The organism is Variibacter gotjawalensis, assembly GCF_002355335.1.
Taxonomy (GTDB): domain Bacteria; phylum Pseudomonadota; class Alphaproteobacteria; order Rhizobiales; family Xanthobacteraceae; genus Variibacter; species Variibacter gotjawalensis.
Genome location: NZ_AP014946.1, coordinates 3,517,525 through 3,531,902, shown reverse-complemented (window position 1 = coordinate 3,531,902; position 14,378 = coordinate 3,517,525). Strand labels below are relative to the sequence as shown.

At 61.8% G+C, this 14,378-nt stretch carries 19 protein-coding genes; 5 read left to right on the top strand and 14 right to left on the bottom strand.

Annotated elements, in window-relative coordinates; translation table 11 throughout:
- Positions 1-23: 23 nt before the first annotated feature.
- A complete protein-coding gene (locus tag GJW30_RS17235) occupies positions 24-977 on the top strand; it encodes a Bug family tripartite tricarboxylate transporter substrate binding protein (RefSeq protein WP_157746778.1) in 954 nt (317 codons plus the stop codon).
- 14 nt (positions 978-991) lie between these two features.
- A complete protein-coding gene (locus GJW30_RS17230; RefSeq protein ID WP_096357512.1) occupies positions 992-1,261 on the top strand; it encodes a cupin domain-containing protein in 270 nt (89 codons plus the stop codon).
- On the opposite strand, the gene GJW30_RS17225 is transcribed toward GJW30_RS17230, so the two are convergent.
- Together GJW30_RS17225 and GJW30_RS17220 are read right to left on the bottom strand one after the other, a co-directional pair.
- Positions 1,258-1,554 (bottom strand): hypothetical protein, encoded by a 297-nt coding sequence (locus GJW30_RS17225; protein WP_096357510.1) that lies wholly within the window; start codon positions 1,552-1,554, stop codon positions 1,258-1,260. The two genes, GJW30_RS17230 and GJW30_RS17225, sit on opposite strands and share 4 nt — an antisense overlap.
- Before the next feature lie 41 nt (positions 1,555-1,595).
- Complete coding sequence (locus tag GJW30_RS17220; RefSeq protein ID WP_157746777.1) at positions 1,596-2,237, bottom strand: phosphatase PAP2 family protein; 642 nt, start codon at positions 2,235-2,237, stop codon at positions 1,596-1,598.
- A 179-nt stretch (positions 2,238-2,416) separates the two neighbouring features.
- Here GJW30_RS17220 and GJW30_RS17215 point away from each other — a divergent pair, with 179 nt between their 5' ends.
- Positions 2,417-2,842 carry a hypothetical protein gene (locus tag GJW30_RS17215; RefSeq protein ID WP_096357506.1) on the top strand — a complete coding sequence of 142 codons (426 nt, stop codon included), beginning with the start codon at positions 2,417-2,419 and terminating at the stop codon, positions 2,840-2,842.
- A 43-nt stretch (positions 2,843-2,885) separates the two neighbouring features.
- On the top strand, positions 2,886-3,299 hold the full coding sequence (locus GJW30_RS17210) for a hypothetical protein (protein WP_172887596.1): 414 nt from the start codon (positions 2,886-2,888) through the stop codon (positions 3,297-3,299).
- A 4-nt stretch (positions 3,300-3,303) separates the two neighbouring features.
- Here the strand turns inward: GJW30_RS17210 and GJW30_RS17205 are convergent, their stop codons facing one another.
- The 10 genes from GJW30_RS17205 to GJW30_RS17165 form a co-directional block, all read right to left on the bottom strand.
- Positions 3,304-3,513 (bottom strand): helix-turn-helix domain-containing protein, encoded by a 210-nt coding sequence (locus tag GJW30_RS17205; RefSeq protein WP_430727082.1) that lies wholly within the window; start codon positions 3,511-3,513, stop codon positions 3,304-3,306.
- Between the two features lie 52 nt (positions 3,514-3,565).
- Positions 3,566-3,844, bottom strand: a complete 279-nt coding sequence (locus GJW30_RS17200; protein WP_096357502.1) for a BrnT family toxin — start codon at positions 3,842-3,844, stop codon at positions 3,566-3,568.
- A gap of 124 nt (positions 3,845-3,968) precedes the next feature.
- Entirely contained in the window at positions 3,969-4,442 is a 474-nt protein-coding gene (locus GJW30_RS17195) for a VOC family protein (RefSeq protein WP_197703820.1), read from the bottom strand.
- Between the two features lie 94 nt (positions 4,443-4,536).
- Positions 4,537-4,668 carry a hypothetical protein gene (locus GJW30_RS23115; RefSeq protein ID WP_283804847.1) on the bottom strand — a complete coding sequence of 44 codons (132 nt, stop codon included), beginning with the start codon at positions 4,666-4,668 and terminating at the stop codon, positions 4,537-4,539.
- A gap of 21 nt (positions 4,669-4,689) precedes the next feature.
- Positions 4,690-5,346 (bottom strand): Fic family protein, encoded by a 657-nt coding sequence (locus tag GJW30_RS17190; RefSeq protein WP_096357498.1) that lies wholly within the window; start codon positions 5,344-5,346, stop codon positions 4,690-4,692.
- Positions 5,336-5,518 carry a hypothetical protein gene (locus GJW30_RS22860; RefSeq protein WP_096357496.1) on the bottom strand — a complete coding sequence of 61 codons (183 nt, stop codon included), beginning with the start codon at positions 5,516-5,518 and terminating at the stop codon, positions 5,336-5,338. Before GJW30_RS22860 ends, GJW30_RS17190 begins: the two co-directional genes overlap by 11 nt.
- Before the next feature lie 40 nt (positions 5,519-5,558).
- Positions 5,559-5,729, bottom strand: a complete 171-nt coding sequence (locus GJW30_RS17180; RefSeq protein ID WP_245408750.1) for a KTSC domain-containing protein — start codon at positions 5,727-5,729, stop codon at positions 5,559-5,561.
- Between the two features lie 26 nt (positions 5,730-5,755).
- On the bottom strand, positions 5,756-9,484 hold the full coding sequence (locus tag GJW30_RS17175) for a vitamin B12-dependent ribonucleotide reductase (RefSeq protein ID WP_096357492.1): 3,729 nt from the start codon (positions 9,482-9,484) through the stop codon (positions 5,756-5,758).
- Positions 9,485-10,061: 577 nt separating this feature from the next.
- A complete protein-coding gene (locus GJW30_RS17170; RefSeq protein WP_096358891.1) occupies positions 10,062-10,454 on the bottom strand; it encodes a type II toxin-antitoxin system HicB family antitoxin in 393 nt (130 codons plus the stop codon).
- Positions 10,454-10,642, bottom strand: coding sequence for a type II toxin-antitoxin system HicA family toxin (locus tag GJW30_RS17165; protein WP_096357490.1), 189 nt, complete (start codon positions 10,640-10,642; stop codon positions 10,454-10,456). The genes GJW30_RS17170 and GJW30_RS17165 overlap by 1 nt, the downstream gene beginning before the upstream one ends.
- A gap of 182 nt (positions 10,643-10,824) precedes the next feature.
- On the opposite strand from GJW30_RS17165, the gene GJW30_RS17160 reads away from it, so the two are divergent.
- On the top strand, positions 10,825-11,256 hold the full coding sequence (locus tag GJW30_RS17160; protein WP_096357488.1) for a hypothetical protein: 432 nt from the start codon (positions 10,825-10,827) through the stop codon (positions 11,254-11,256).
- Here GJW30_RS17160 and GJW30_RS17155 read toward each other — a convergent pair whose 3' ends face one another.
- Both GJW30_RS17155 and GJW30_RS17150 read right to left on the bottom strand, forming a co-directional pair.
- Positions 11,257-11,880, bottom strand: coding sequence for a glutathione S-transferase family protein (locus GJW30_RS17155; RefSeq protein WP_096357486.1), 624 nt, complete (start codon positions 11,878-11,880; stop codon positions 11,257-11,259).
- 178 nt (positions 11,881-12,058) lie between these two features.
- Positions 12,059-14,329, bottom strand: a complete 2,271-nt coding sequence (locus GJW30_RS17150) for a TonB-dependent siderophore receptor (protein WP_208408015.1) — start codon at positions 14,327-14,329, stop codon at positions 12,059-12,061.
- Positions 14,330-14,378 lie beyond the last annotated feature (49 nt).

The window sequence follows — 14,378 nt, the reverse complement described above, 5'->3', positions numbered from 1 at the left end:
TGACGCAATTTCTGGGAGGGAAGATGCTGAAAACAATAATCGCGGCTGCAGCCGCTGTGCTTTCCGTCGCGCCTGTTGCAGCGCAAGAATATCCAAATAAACGCATTACGTTCATCGTTCCGTATGCACCAGGCGGCGCCACCGATGTGTCGGCGCGCATCCTCGCGCAAGCTTTGCAGGATGCATGGAAGCAGCCGGTGATCGTCGAGAACAAACCGGGCGGCGGCGGCATCACGGGCAACGACTTCGTCGCGAAGGCCGCGCCCGACGGATACACCGTGCTGGTCGGCATCACGCACGTCATCCAAGCGCCGGCGCTTGGGATGAAACTTCCGTACGACGCATTCAAAAATCTTGCGCCGATAACGGCGGTCGGAATTTCCACCATCGTGTTCTCGGTGCCGATGGCGAGCCCGTCGAAGACGATGCAGGAATTCGTCGCGCACGCGAAAGCCGGTAAATACAGCTACGGCTCGTTCGGTAACGCGACGACGTCGCATCTCTACGGCGAGCTTTTGAAGAAGCAGACCGGCATCGACATGACGCATGTGCCGTATCGCGGCTCGGCGCTTGCGACCAACGACGTGATCGGCGGGCAGGTGCAGGGCGCGTTTCTCGACTACACGACGGTTGGCGCGCATGTGCATGGCGGCAAGGTGCGTGCGCTCGCAGTCGGCGGCGAGAAGCGCAACCCGTTCCTTCCCGACGTTCCGTCGATGGGCGAACTTGGTTTCCAGGGCTATGAGGCTGAAGGCTGGGTCGGCGTGTTCGTGCCGGGCGGAACGCCGGCGCCGATCGTCAAGAAGCTGTCGGACGAGCTCGCGCGCATCATCCAATCGAAGGACGGCTCCGAGCGGATCAAGAACACGGGTCTCGTTCCGGTCGGCAACACGGCCGAGGACTATGCCGTGATGCTGAAGAAGGATTACGATCGTTGGAAGACGACCGCAGAGATTGCGGGCGTGAAGGCGGAATAACGGAGAAGAAGAAAATGGAAGCGCAGGAGTTCGCTGCGGGGCTCGCTCGCGAGGGTTTTGTCGAGATCGAAACGAAGACCATCGCGGCACGCCCCGCGAACGAGGACCACGGGCACGACTGCATCGTGCGCGGCATGGTTCTCGACGGCGAGTTCATCGTTGCCTGCAACGGCAAGCCGCGCGCCTACCACAAGGGTGAGATCTTCGAGGTGCCGGCGAACACGCCGCATACCGAGGAAATCGGGCCGGGCGGCACGACGATCGTGGTCGGGCGCAAGTATTAGGGCTTCTCGCTCTCCGCCGCTTTGATCCGGAAGTGGCGGTGGAGGATCATGACGATCGCGGCGCTGAGGATCGCGATCCCGAGGGGAGCGCTCGGTTTCAGGCTGAATCCGCCGTTCGCCGGGAAAGTGAGCATATCGCCGCCGAGAAATGTCCCGGCCGTCAGCCATTTGGCCGGCCAGTAGAGGATCGTGGTCAGGACCAGCAGAATGCCGAGCTCGCGCCAGCTCTGCGTCGCGAGGCTCGCGGCCGCGAAGGCGACGAAGGCGATCCCGTAGAAAACGGCGGTTTCCATGGAAGCTCCGGGCAGCAACAGCGGCGCGATGATATCCCGGATTATGGCTTAAAGGCAGCCTGGCGCGGAGCGGCGGTTTCCACGGCAGCGATCCGCCAGGCGAGCGCGGCAAGCAGGAACCCGGCGAAGACATCGGCGAGCGCATGCGACCCCGTCATGATGCAGCTTGCGCCGATCGCGGCCGCGCAGCCGAACCAGACCCAGCACAAGCTTGGCCAGCGCTTTCGAAAAGCGAACGCCGCCAGCATCGACCAGGCGGAGTGGAAGGACGGGAAGGCGAGCCACTCCGCATCGAAGATTCGCATCGTGTCGCGGATCGCGAAGACGAGGCCGTCGCCGTCGATCGGCAGGAACGCGGCCTTGGTCGGCAGCAGCCAGAAGGTCGACAGCCCGGTCAGCGCGATCAGCCAGCCGGCGAGGACGAAGCGCTTGAGTTCGGCGACGGTCCGCAGCGCGAGCGGAGCGGTCAGCACGAACACGACGGCCGCCGCGTAGACCCACATCGCGTGGCCGGGGCGCGGGATCTCGCGCTCCCAGGCGAAACGCAATTCCAGCGGCGCCGCCGGTTCGGGGAGGCGGGACATCGCGGCATAGACAAGCTTCCACGGCAGATAGATCGCGACGATGGCAAGGAGGCGCAGACCGAGCGACGGCGGCCTTTCATCGAGGTTCGTGACACGCATCCGGCTTCTCCGCATCGGGAACGACCGGAGGCTAGGTGGCGGGCAGGGCGTCACGCATCAGTCATACGAAGGGGCTCGGCGCGGTTTTTCCGCGTCATTTGATGGGTTTGAACCAAATAGAAACTGGGCACGACTAACCGACATGGAGCATCGGGAGGGGCCGATGCGTGGAGGCTTTTATGTCGGTGTCCCGTCGCTCATTCGTGCTTGGTGCGCTCGTCACGGCTGTCGCCGGAGCGGGCAGCGCGAAAGCCGATGTGCCGTGGCACCGCTATCTCGCGATGCGCGAGGAAGCCTCGGAAGTTCTCGATATCACGGTCGGTTCGGTGAGCGAGAAGGCGTGTGAGGATGCCCATACGGGCCGCCACATGACGCGCATCGTTGCCGAGCTGAAGGTCGATACGGTCGTCCGCAGCGCTAGCCGGTTGAAGGATGGCCGCACGATCGTGCTCAAATACAACATCGTTGCCGACGGCCTGACGCTGGTCTTCCCGCCGCGCTTCCTGAAAGCCGGCGAGCACCTGCGGGTCTATCTGATGCACCGGAGCGACGGCTACGGCCTCGCGGCCGGCAAGGCGAGCTTCGAGGATCGCCGCACGGCGTAATATGCTACAGTCGGACGCTGTCTTCCGACGGAGCTGGTCTCAGATGAAATTGTTGTCGAAGCTTTTGATCGCCGTGGCGTTGCTGATTGTCGCGCCCGCGCTCGCGCAAGCGCCGAAGAAGGCAGTTGCCTCGGCCGAGCTGCGCAAGGAGTTCGACGCCTTCTTAGTCAAATTTCGCGCGGCGCTGAAAGCGAACGATGTCGGCGCAGTGGTCGCACTGACGAAGCTGCCGTTCATGGAAGACGCGACGACCGGCGACGAAGCGAAATTCCGCGCGAAGATCTATCCGGACAATTTTTCGAAGAAGACGCGCGCCTGCATCGCGAGCAAGAAAGCCGTCTACTCTCGCGATCAGCTCGGCAAGGACAACTTCTTCATCTTCTGCGGCGAGTCGATCTTCGTCTTCACGAAGACGCCGCAGGGATTTTTGTTCACGGAAATCGGCGCGAACGATTAGCGCGTCAGGCGGCCGGTTTTTCCAGGATGCTCGCCGTTAGCTTGGGCTGCGCCGCGATGACGTGAAGATAAGCCTTCGCGGTTTGATCCGGCTCGGTTCGGCCTTGCTCCCAATCGCGCAGCGTTCCGAGCGGAATGCGATAGCGCTCCGCGAACTCTTCCTGCGTCAACCCAAGCGCGCGGCGAATGATTTTCGCCTGCGGCGTTCGCTTCATGCGCTTGAGGTCGGAGACGCTTAGCGCGCGCTCGGAGGCAGCGTCTTTGTCGCTAACCCTGTGCTTTGAAGTAGGCATCTTGCTCAGTTCGTGTTGAGGGCCGCGCCGAGATCAGGCGCACGGCATCGTTGGATTCCGCGTATGCAACTGTAAGGCAGCGATTTCGCGCCATTGCGATGATAATGAAGCGGTCCTCGCCGTAGTCGAAACGGTCGTCGATAAGCTCGACGCCGTAAGGGTCATGGAACGCCTCGGTCGCTTCCGTGAAACCGACGCCGTGTTTAGCGAGATTGGCGGCCGCTTTTCGATCATCCCAAGCAAACGATAACATGAGCGACTACGGAAATCCAGTAGTTCGAAAATAAGTCTGTTTAATCGATGAAGTAATGGATCGAGAGTGTAGCTTTTGCCGCGCAAGGCGCAATGGCGGCGCGCCGGAGCACGCCGCAGAGAGGCTAGCCGCGGCGGGCTTTGTCGATCGCCGCGACGTCGATCTTGCGCATATGCATCATCGCGTCGAAGGCGCGCTTGGCTTCCGCGCCGCCAGCCATCATCGCTTCGCTGAGCGTGCGCGGCGTGATCTGCCAGGAGATGCCCCACTTGTCCTTGCACCAGCCGCAGGCGCTTTCCTCGCCGCCGTTGCCGACGATGGCGTCCCAATAGCGGTCGGTCTCGGCCTGATCTTCGGTCGCGATCTGGAATGAAAACGCCTCGTTGTGCTTGAACATCGGGCCGCCGTTGAGGCCGAGACAGGGGATGCCGAGGACCGTGAAATTCACCGTCAGAACATCGCCTTGCTTGCCGGAGGGAAAGTCGCTCGGCGCGCGGTGCACGCCTTCGACGGAGGTGTTCGGGAAGGTCTCGGCATAGAAGCGGGCCGCAGCCTCCGCGTCCTTGTCGAACCAGAGGCAAATCGTGTTCTTCGGGATGGTCATGGCGGGTCCTTTCGTTCGGCCAATTGTGTGCGTCTGAGGTTAAGACGAACGGGGAGGGGTGTGGCCGACAGGGCGAGGCGAAAATTCTTTAGGGCGCCGGATTGCCGATCATCATTATGATGAAACCGAGGCCGGCGGCCAAGAGAACGAAGCCGCCCACGACCACGACAATGCCGATCGCCAGAAACATCCAGACCTTTTGCTGCCGCTGCTCGTTCATGGGAAGTCCTTCGGCGATGAGCTACGGCATTCTACCGCTCGCAGCCTCATAAAAACTGGCCAGCTGCTGCGCCAATAGTCCCGCGAGCAATTCCTCCATTCTGGATAGATCGATCCGCTTTTCCTTCCAAGCCGTATCAGCCGCATCTAAGGCTTCGAAGTATGGATTGCGGTTATCGACGATTTGATCAGGAATAGTTGGTGTGCCTGGAAGCACTGCACCTGCGCGGATCGACAAAACAACGTACGAAAGAATCCGAGATGTGCGCCCATTTCCGTCAGCGAATGGGTGTATCCAATTGAGCCGCCACATGATGTAGGACGCTAGATGAATTGGTGTCGAAGCGTCCCAATGCTCGTTGACGTAGTCACACATCTCTTCGATGTGTTCTGGCACCAAGTGTGCACCGGGCGGCTCGTGCTTGCTGCCCTTAATCTCCACTCCTGCCGGGCGAAAATTGCCGGCGTACATGCTGATCCCGGCCAAGGCCTCGCGATGCAAAGCCAGAATCAACGAAACGCGAAGCTTAAACGCGCCTCTTTCAAGTGCCGTCTGGACAGCTTGAATTCCAGCATCGTACTGGCGTAGCCCGTTGCGAGCTTCCGCCTCAGCTTTAGCCATCGGGTCGCGGATCAGCTCAGGTTCGAGAGCCCGGCTATCGCGCCGATCATTTGCCATCCGCCTCTCGCGCTAGTTTCTCCGCTTCGCGGTCGACCATCTCGCGCGTGATTCGTTGGTTCTCGAAATGCGTATTGCCGTAAGCAAAACTGCGGCGTTGCTGCTCGCGTTGCTCAGGAGTTGTCTTCGCAGATTTGGCGGCTTCGAGAAGAGCTTTGAGGGAGTCGGTCATGCGCCCGATGCTACACGCGAACCGTTATCCCCGGAAGGCCCTATCGGCTCGAGTATTGGTCGCGGATATTCAAGTTAAAGAATCGGCCCTTCGAAGAAGCCGAAAGGAAGCGCTCGTACACGTTTCTAGGAACCATATAGTACGTGTACGAGCCGCCGTGACTGAACGTCACCTCAAGGCGACCTGACAGATCGTCGTAGTCAATCCGCATGATCGCTGATGAGGCGACTACGGCCATTACGAACACCCCGTCGTGCTGCCGCACGTGTCGCACTTCATGCAGGTGCCGTTGCGCACGAGCGTGAAGTTGCCGCACTCGCTGCAGCTGTCGCCTTCGTAGCCGCGGGCGCGGGCTTCGGCGCGCTTCTCGGCGGCCTGGGCTTTGGCATCGGGCTTGGCGAAGGGCAGGGCTTCGAGTCGCTCGGCCGGTGAGAGCTTCGCGGCCGGCTCCAACGCGAGAGCCGCTTGCGCGCCGCCGCCCGCATACGCGGTCGTGCCGGTCGGACGCTCGGTGTTGAGCGCCGAGAGTGCCGCGACGGTCGCGCCGCCTTGGCCGGCGCCGCCTTCCATCACGCCGAACTTCGGCGGACGCGAGCGGGTGAGGCCCTTCGAGACGAGACGCGCGGCGTGCGAGGCCGGAGCCTTGCCTTCGTTCTCGCCGGAGCCGAGTTCGTCGAACGCGGCCTGCGAGGGATCGACGTGCGCGAGATCGAAGCGATCGAGATACGACACGGCGAGCTCGCGGAAGATGTAGTCGAGCACAGAGGTCGCATTCTTGATCGAGTCGTTGCCCTGCACGATGCCGGCCGGCTCGAAGCGCGTGAACGTGAAGGCGTCCACGTATTCCTCGAGCGGCACGCCGTATTGCAGGCCGAGCGACACCGCGATGGCGAAGTTGTTGACGAAGGAGCGGAGCGCCGCGCCTTCCTTGTGCATGTCGATGAAGATCTCGCCGATGCGGCCGTCATCGTATTCGCCCGTGCGGAGATACACCTTGTGGCCACCGACGACGGCCTTCTGCGTGTAGCCCTTGCGGCGATGCGGCATCTTCTCGCGCTCGCGGATCACCGTGACGCGTTCGATCACCTTCTCGACGACGCGCTCGGCGAGCGCCGCAACGCGGGCCGCCTGCGGCTGCGCGACGAGAGCCTCGACGGCATCCTCTTCGTCCTCATCATCGCTGATGAGCTGCGAGTTGAGCGGCTGCGAGAGCTTCGAGCCGTCGCGGTAGAGCGCGTTCGCCTTGAGCGCGAGCTTCCACGAAAGCATGTAGGCGTTCTTGCAGTCCTCGACCGTCGCCTCGTTCGGCATGTTGATGGTCTTGGAGATCGCGCCCGAGATGAACGGCTGGGCGGCCGCCATCATGCGGATGTGGCTCTCGACCGAGAGATAACGCTTGCCTGTCCGGCCGCACGGATTGGCGCAGTCGAACACCGGATAGTGCTCGGCCTTGAGGTGCGGAGCGCCTTCGATCGTCATCGCGCCACAGACGTGGATGTTGGCAGCTTCGATCTCGCGCTTGGTGAAGCCGATCGCGGTAAGGAGATCGAACGACGAACCGGCGATATCGGCAGCGTCGACGCCGAGCGTCTTGACGCAATACTCTTCGCCGAGCGTCCACTTGTTGAACGCGAACTTGATGTCGAAGGCGGACTTGATCGCCTTCTCGACCTTCGCGAGCGCTTCGTCGTTGAAGCCCTTCTGACGCAGCGTCGAGTGGTTGATGCCAGGCGCATTGGTGAGCGAGCCGTGACCGACGGCGTAAGCCTCGATCTCGGCGATGTCGGCTTCCGAGTAACCGAGCGTGCGGAGCGCTTCCGGCACCGCGCGGTTGATGATCTTGAAGTAACCGCCGCCGGCGAGCTTCTTGAACTTCACGAGCGCGAAGTCGGGCTCGATGCCGGTGGTGTCGCAATCCATCACGAGACCGATCGTGCCGGTCGGCGCGACGACGCTCGACTGCGCGTTGCGGTAGCCGTGCTCTTCGCCGAGGCGCAGTGCGAGGTCCCACGCGGCCTTGGCGCGCTCGACGAGCGCCGGGTTGGTGCACGAGGCGTGATCGAGCGGCACCGGAGCGACGCCGACTTTCTCGTAGCCCGAAGCTTCGCCGTAAGCGGCGCGGCGATGGTTGCGCATGACGCGCAGCATGTGCTCGCGGTTCTTCTTGTAGCCCGGGAACGGCCCGAGGATCGCGGCCATTTCGGCCGAGGTCGCATACGAGACGCCGGTGAGGATCGCGGTCAGCGCGCCGCAGATGGCGCGGCCTTCGGCCGAGTCATACGCGATGCCGGACGACATCAAGAGGCCGCCGATGTTGGCGTAGCCGAGGCCGAGCGTGCGGTACTCGTAGGAGAGCTGCGCGATCTGCTTCGACGGGAACTGCGCCATCAGCACCGAGACTTCAAGCACGATGGTCCAGAGACGGACGGCGTGTTCGTAGCCCGCGATGTCGAACTGCTTGGTCTTCGGGTCGCGGAAGGTGAGCAGGTTCAGCGACGCGAGATTGCAGGCCGTGTCGTCGAGGAACATGTATTCGGAGCACGGGTTCGATGCGCGGATCTCACCGGACGCCGGGCAGGTGTGCCAATCGTTGACCGTGGTGTGATACTGCAGGCCCGGATCGGCCGACGCCCATGCGGCATGGGAGATGCTCTCCCACAGATCGCGCGCCTTCAGCGTCTTCGCGATGCCCTTCTTGTTGCGCCAGAGGAGATCCCAATTGCCGTCTCGCTCGACGGCTTTCAAAAAGTCGTCGGTGACGCGCACCGAGTTGTTCGAGTTCTGGCCCGAGACCGTGAGGTACGCTTCCGAATCCCAGTCGGTGTCGTAGATCGGGAAGTCGATGTCGGTGTAGCCCTGACGCGCGAACTGAATGACGCGCTTGATGTAGTTGTCCGGCACCTGGTTGGAGCGAGCGAGCTTGATCTCGCGCTTCAGTGCTGGGTTCTTTTCCGGCATGAAGCAATCGTCGCCCGGGCCTTCGCAATTCACGCAGGCCTTGAGGATCGCCTTGAGGTGGCGCTGGTTGACCTTCGAGCCGGTGACGAGAGCCGCCACCTTCTGCTCTTCCTTGACCTTCCAATCGACGAAGGCCTCGACGTCCGGGTGATCGGCGTCGACGATGACCATCTTGGCCGCGCGGCGCGTCGTGCCGCCCGACTTGATGGCGCCCGCGGCGCGATCGCCGATCTTGAGGAAGCTCATCAGGCCCGACGACTTACCGCCGCCCGCGAGGCGCTCGTTCTCGGCACGCAGGCGCGAGAAGTTCGTGCCGGTGCCGGAGCCATACTTGAAGAGACGCGCCTCACGCACCCACAGGTCCATGATGCCACCCTCGTTGACGAGGTCGTCGGCGATCGACTGGATGAAGCAGGCGTGCGGCTGCGGGTGCTCGTAAGCCGACTTCGACTTCGTCAGCTTGCCGGTCTGGTAGTCGACGTAATAGTGGCCCTGGCTCGGACCATCGATGCCATAGGCCCAGTGCAGACCGGTGTTGAACCACTGCGGCGAATTCGGCGCCGCCATCTGCATGGCGAACATGTAGCGCATCTCGTCGAAGAAGGCGCGCGCATCGGCCTCGCTGTCGAAGTAGCCGCCCTTCCAGCCCCAGTAAGTCCAGGTGCCGGCCAGACGATCGAACACCTGCTTCGACGAATGCTCGCCGACGTCGCGGTCCTTCTCCGGGAGCATCGCGAGCGCGGCCTGATCCGGCTCCGAGCGCCACAGCCACGACGGGACGGTGTTCTCCTCGACCTTCTTCAGGGCCGCCGGGACGCCGGCCTTGCGGAAATACTTCTGAGCGAGCACGTCGGACGCGACCTGCGACCAGAAGCCGGGGACCTCGACGTCCTCGCAGCGAAACACAACCGAACCGTCCGGGTTCTTGATTTCGGAGACGGTCAGCCGGAAGTCGATCCCGGCATAGGCGTCTTGGTTCTCTTTCGTGTAGCGCCGCTCAATCCGCATTTTTCTTGCCCCTTTGGCCGTGCCGCACGGCCGTAGTTTACGCTGCTGGCGGCCGCTGTCCGCGCCCGCAAGCCTGCTCAAAACTCTGTTTGACGTCCCTGTGTATCGGGTGGGGTCTCGGTTGTCCCGATACCCCTATATATGGTGTCTTCGACGCTTTACCGGAACCTCTGACGAGACGAAAAACTGCTCTTTCCGGCACCGAATAAGGTGCAGGGCTTGAGCGTTCACCGCCTGTTTGGGAGGCGTCCGGCGAAGACTCAAAACAACCCGCGCCCGACGTCTTGAACCGTAAGCCGACTCGTCGGGTGCGTCAAGATTTAGTCGGCATTCGTCTAAAAAAGTCTAAATGTGGGGTATCTGGGGGTGAATCGTGTGAATTCTGGGGACGAAAGGTCAACCCAGATCAGCGCCGATAGTGTGAAGTCTTGCCGATTCCCTGGGGATTCCAAAGCAGAATCCGGAGTTTGACACATCCGTGTCATCGGAGCGGTGGCAGGGTGTGTCTTTTCAGACACCAGATGTTGTGTCTTGCGCGATTCGACCCGGCTTGACTTTCCGGATGGGGCTCTGATCGCTAGGCGACGAGGGCTTTCTTTGCCGCTTGTGCGAGAAAACCCGATCGCGTGAAGCCGTTTTTCTCCGCGTGCCGGTCGATTGCGTCGAGAAGATCGTCCGGCAGCGTGACATTCACGCGAACGCTTCTGCCGGACGGCTGAGGCGCCGCGACCAAGACGGCGACGCCGTCGCGATTCGCCCGGTCGCTCATGATCGTCTGCAGCGAGCTCGGCTCGGGCACAGGTTCGCCATCGAGCGCGAGACCTTCGAGGTGGAACGCTAAAGCTTCGGCCGCCATCGTCTGCGCTTCGTCGAGCGTTTTGCCCGCGCTGATGCAGCCGGGCAGGTCCGGAAACGAAACGCCGTAGTCGCTATCCTGGTCTTTGTGGATAAGAGCGATGTAGTCGCGCATCATCTCACTCTCAGCTGTGCTTGTTTTTCGATGCTTCGCAGGGTTCCGAGCGGGATATCCCGCTTGGGATGCGGGACCGTGACCCGGCCGGGCTTCGACGGGTGCTTGAACTGCAGGTGACTGCCCTTCTGAGCCACCTCAACCCAACCATCTTGCCGAAGCGCCGCAATCACGTCGCGCGAATTCATTGTGTATTTATACACACTCCGGACTTGCGGCAAGGCTGGAAACCAGCGGAAGGCTCGAACGTTTCCTCCAGGACAACCTTGGAGGGCATTTCATGTATCGATTCACTCTTCCGCTTGTAGTTGCTGTAATCGCTCCGCTTTCCGCCCAGGCGCAGCAGCCGCGTCCAGCCGACGAGGGGGCTATGGTCGGCCCCTGGCGCATCGAAGTGATGGCGAAAGGCAACAAATTCGACGGCTGCTCGATGATGCGGCGGGCCAACGATGTCGGCGCGACGATCGTCCGAGGCCCGGATGGGCTCACACTGGTGCTCGACTCGCCGAAGTGGAAGCTTGAGCGCGGGAAGACTTATCCGGTCGAGTTGCTCGCCGGCGGCGGCAAGTGGTCGGCGCGGGCGGCGGCGGACCGGGAGTCCGTGAGCATCCCGCTGACCGACGCCGGCTTCATCGAGACGCTGCGCAAGGCGGACGCGCTGCAAGTGAAGGGCGATGGCGCGACCATCGCGGTTCCGCTCGACCGCAGCACGGCGGCGCTTGAGCGTCTCGATGCTTGCTACGAGAAGAACTCGGTCTCGCCGGATAGCAACCCGTTTGTCGCCCCGAACCGCCGGCCGTAATCAGGCCGGCGCGATGAAGACCTGCGAGATCGCCTGGAACTCCGGGCGGGACTCGCAGGCGTCAGCGAAGGCGATCAGTGCCGGGTAGGGGCTGATGTCGATTTTGGGGTGGGCGTCGCGGATGAAGCGGACCGCGACGGCCACCGCGATATCGGCATGGCCGATGGCCTCGCCGAACCAGAAGGCGGTCGTCTGCCTGGCGCGCTCGGCGTTGAGCATAGTGAGGGCCGCCTCGATCTGGCGCTGGCAACGCGAAGACCAGACCTCCGAGACTTCCTTGTGGAGAGCCTTCTCGTAGAAGAGTGCTACTGCCTTGTCGGCGGCGTGCATCGCTGTGGCCGCGGCTTTCAGCGCGCGATGCCGCGCGGGTTCGGTGGTGGGGTAGAGCCGTTTATCGGCGGCTACGAGGCCGTCGAGGTAGTCGATGATGAGATGGCTTTCGACCAGGACATCGCCGTCGTCGAGGACAAGGGTCGGAACGCGCGTCAGCGGATTGTAGGGGCGGATCTTGTCGGCGTCGCCGAAGGTTGACCAGGCTTTGTGCTCGAAGGTCAGACTGTACAGCGTCATCGCGATGCCGACGCGGCGGACGAACGGCGAGTCGTATTGGCCGATAAGGATCATGCGGGCTCCTGCGAAGTCTTTGCGGCTCGCTGCGATGCCGGACGCTAGCCGCAGACGTTCTCGCTTCCCAATGAAACTTGCTGATCGTCGCGATCAAATCGCGTGAAGCAAAAGAAGACGGCCGGATGCTTTGCGAAGCACCCGGCCGTCAGAAGCCAACTGAGGGGTCGTCGGCGCTTTAGAACTTCGCGATCAGCGAAGCACGGACGGTGCGCGGTGCGCCCGGCGTGATGTTGTTGTTGCCGTCCGCTGTCGCGTAGTAGCCCTTGTCGAGGATGTTCTCGATGTTGACCTGCGCGCGGATGTTGTCCGTGACCTTGTAGTAGACGGCCGCGTCGACGCGGGTCCAACCAGGCAGGCGCACGGTGTTGTCGGATGTGGCGTAGGATTCAGTGAAGTGAATCAAGCCGAGGCCGACACCCCATTTTGCGTCGATCTGATAACGGTTCCACAGCGAGAAAGTGTTGTAGGGAACGAGGCCGACACGCTTGCCGATTGTGACCGTGCCCGACGTTTGACCTGTGACTCGCGAGTCGGTGTAGGCGTAACCACCGAACATCTGCCAATCGTCCGTGATGTAGCCGCCGATGCTCGCTTCGAAGCCGCGCGTGCGGGTGGAGCCCGTCGTTAAGAATTTGCTGGTGTCATTCGGGTCGACGAACTTGGAGTTCGCGCGATCGAGATTGTAGATAGCGGTCGCGAACTGCAAGCGCGGCAGGATCTCCCACTTGAAGCCGATTTCGTTGTTCTCGAATTTCTCCGGCTTGATGGCGTCCGAATTGTTCTGCAGCGCGCTGAACTGATCGCCCGAACTCGGCAGATATGAGACGCTGTAGCTGTAGTAGATCGACATGTTGTCTTGCGGCTTCAACACAACGCCGATGCGCGGCGACCATAGATTATCGATACGCGATGCGTCGCGTGGTGCTGTAGGCTTCGTGTTGTGGTGATCGATAGCAACATCGAAGCGATCGAAGCGCACGCCGCCGATGACTTGAAGCCAGCGTGTGATTTCAATCTGATCTTGGATGTACGCCGCGCCGAGATTGACGCGGTTGTTCGCGTTCGCGTCGCTCGTCCCGTTGTTCGCGAATTTGACAGGTGCGTAGCTCGTCGGGTTTGACGCGAGAACCGTTGCGGTCTTGCCGGCAAACGTGCCGCTTTCGCGGTAGTTGTAGCCGCTCTGGTGACCGACTTCGCCGCCGACCAGCATCGTGTGCTTCAGACCGTGAGTGTTGAACTTCCACGTGATGTCGGTCTGATTGAAGATGTTCTCGCGATCCGCGCGATTGTTGTAAGCGGAGAGCGTGAGCTCGCCTTTGTTGTTGACCGCGCTGCCCGGAAATACGTTCTGGTACCATTTGTTGTAGTTCGCATAGCGCGTCGCGTTGCGGATTTTCACACCGGAGTCTGTTTCGTGCTCGATCACGGCCGAAGCGGTATCGACCGTCGCTTGAGAGCGATTGAGGTCCGGATTGCCGAAGTAAGTGCCGACGCCAGTTTTGTACGGCGATGCGATCTGGCCGGCGGGCACAGCGAGTGAAGGAATTCCGCGGTCCGTGATGCCGTTGAAGTCGTAGTGCTCGTAACTGAGCGTGACCTTCGTTTGATCGTTCAGCTTGAGCGCGAATGTCGGGTTGATGCCCCAGCGCTCAAAACCGCCGAAGTCGCGATAGTTGTCCGACTTCTCGTACATCGCGTTGACGCGGCCCGCGAAGTTCGCGTTGAGCTGACCCCCGGTGTCGAGCGTGAAGCGGCGATCGTTGAATTGGCCGCCCGAGAGCGAGACTTCGCCATACGGCACGTCGCGCCATTGCGGCTCTTTCGTCACGCGGTTGACAATGCCGCCGCCACCGCCGCGGCCGAAGATCAACGCGTTCGGTCCTTTGAGAACTTCGATGCGGTCGACGTTGTAGAGATCGCGGAAGTATTGAACGTCGTCACGGAAGCCGTTGACGTAAAAGTCCGCATTGGAACGCTGGCCGCGGATGACGAGATCGTCGCGATTGCCCTCGCCTTGATGCCAGATCACGCCCGGAACGTAGCGCGTTGCCTCGCCGATGAATTGAACCGATTGATCGCTGATGAATTCCTTCGTCAGCACGGTCGTCGACTGCGGGATGTTGATCACCGGCGTATTCGTCTTGGTGCCGGACGAGATGCTCGTCGCCGCGTAGCCGACCGTCGTGCCGCCGCTCGCGGTGCGCGGTGTACCTTCGGTGGATGTCGGAATGACAGGGGTCGGCGCCGGCGGCGCAACGCGTGTCGTGCGCGTCTGCGTGCGTTTAGGTTTGGTGTGTGCGATTTTCTTGCGCGGCGCTTGCACGAGCACAGTCGGCAGCGTCGATTGCTCGGCGGCCGGTTTTGCGGTTTGTGCGAAGGTGGTGGATGTGTCGAGAATGTACAGAAGTGCGGTGGCGCTTATTGCGCCGAAGCTCAGCAATTTCATTTCTAAAATACCCCAGTTCTGAAAAGCGTTCGTCCGGTAACCCGGCGCT

Excerpts from the sequence above, each read along its gene's own strand:
- GJW30_RS17190 (WP_096357498.1), bottom strand. The coding sequence starts at position 5,346 with ATGGCAAATGATCGGCGCGATAGCCGGGCTCTCGAACCTGAGCTGATC.
- GJW30_RS17230 (WP_096357512.1), top strand. The coding sequence starts at position 992 with ATGGAAGCGCAGGAGTTCGCTGCGGGGCTCGCTCGCGAGGGTTTTGTC.
- GJW30_RS23115 (WP_283804847.1), bottom strand. The coding sequence starts at position 4,668 with ATGAACGAGCAGCGGCAGCAAAAGGTCTGGATGTTTCTGGCGATCGGC.
- GJW30_RS17215 (WP_096357506.1), top strand. The coding sequence starts at position 2,417 with ATGTCGGTGTCCCGTCGCTCATTCGTGCTTGGTGCGCTCGTCACGGCT.
- GJW30_RS17160 (WP_096357488.1), top strand. The coding sequence starts at position 10,825 with ATGGTCGGCCCCTGGCGCATCGAAGTGATGGCGAAAGGCAACAAATTC.
- GJW30_RS17175 (WP_096357492.1), bottom strand. The coding sequence starts at position 9,484 with ATGCGGATTGAGCGGCGCTACACGAAAGAGAACCAAGACGCCTATGCC.
- GJW30_RS17235 (WP_157746778.1), top strand. The coding sequence starts at position 24 with ATGCTGAAAACAATAATCGCGGCTGCAGCCGCTGTGCTTTCCGTCGCG.
- GJW30_RS22860 (WP_096357496.1), bottom strand. The coding sequence starts at position 5,518 with ATGACCGACTCCCTCAAAGCTCTTCTCGAAGCCGCCAAATCTGCGAAG.
- GJW30_RS17180 (WP_245408750.1), bottom strand. The coding sequence starts at position 5,729 with ATGCGGATTGACTACGACGATCTGTCAGGTCGCCTTGAGGTGACGTTC.
- GJW30_RS17165 (WP_096357490.1), bottom strand. The coding sequence starts at position 10,642 with ATGAATTCGCGCGACGTGATTGCGGCGCTTCGGCAAGATGGTTGGGTT.
- GJW30_RS17205 (WP_430727082.1), bottom strand. The coding sequence starts at position 3,513 with ATGAAGCGAACGCCGCAGGCGAAAATCATTCGCCGCGCGCTTGGGTTG.
- GJW30_RS17210 (WP_172887596.1), top strand. The coding sequence starts at position 2,886 with ATGAAATTGTTGTCGAAGCTTTTGATCGCCGTGGCGTTGCTGATTGTC.
- GJW30_RS17170 (WP_096358891.1), bottom strand. The coding sequence starts at position 10,454 with ATGCGCGACTACATCGCTCTTATCCACAAAGACCAGGATAGCGACTAC.
- GJW30_RS17220 (WP_157746777.1), bottom strand. The coding sequence starts at position 2,237 with ATGCGTGTCACGAACCTCGATGAAAGGCCGCCGTCGCTCGGTCTGCGC.
- GJW30_RS17155 (WP_096357486.1), bottom strand. The coding sequence starts at position 11,880 with ATGATCCTTATCGGCCAATACGACTCGCCGTTCGTCCGCCGCGTCGGC.
- GJW30_RS17200 (WP_096357502.1), bottom strand. The coding sequence starts at position 3,844 with ATGTTATCGTTTGCTTGGGATGATCGAAAAGCGGCCGCCAATCTCGCT.
- GJW30_RS17150 (WP_208408015.1), bottom strand. The coding sequence starts at position 14,329 with ATGAAATTGCTGAGCTTCGGCGCAATAAGCGCCACCGCACTTCTGTAC.
- GJW30_RS17225 (WP_096357510.1), bottom strand. The coding sequence starts at position 1,554 with ATGGAAACCGCCGTTTTCTACGGGATCGCCTTCGTCGCCTTCGCGGCC.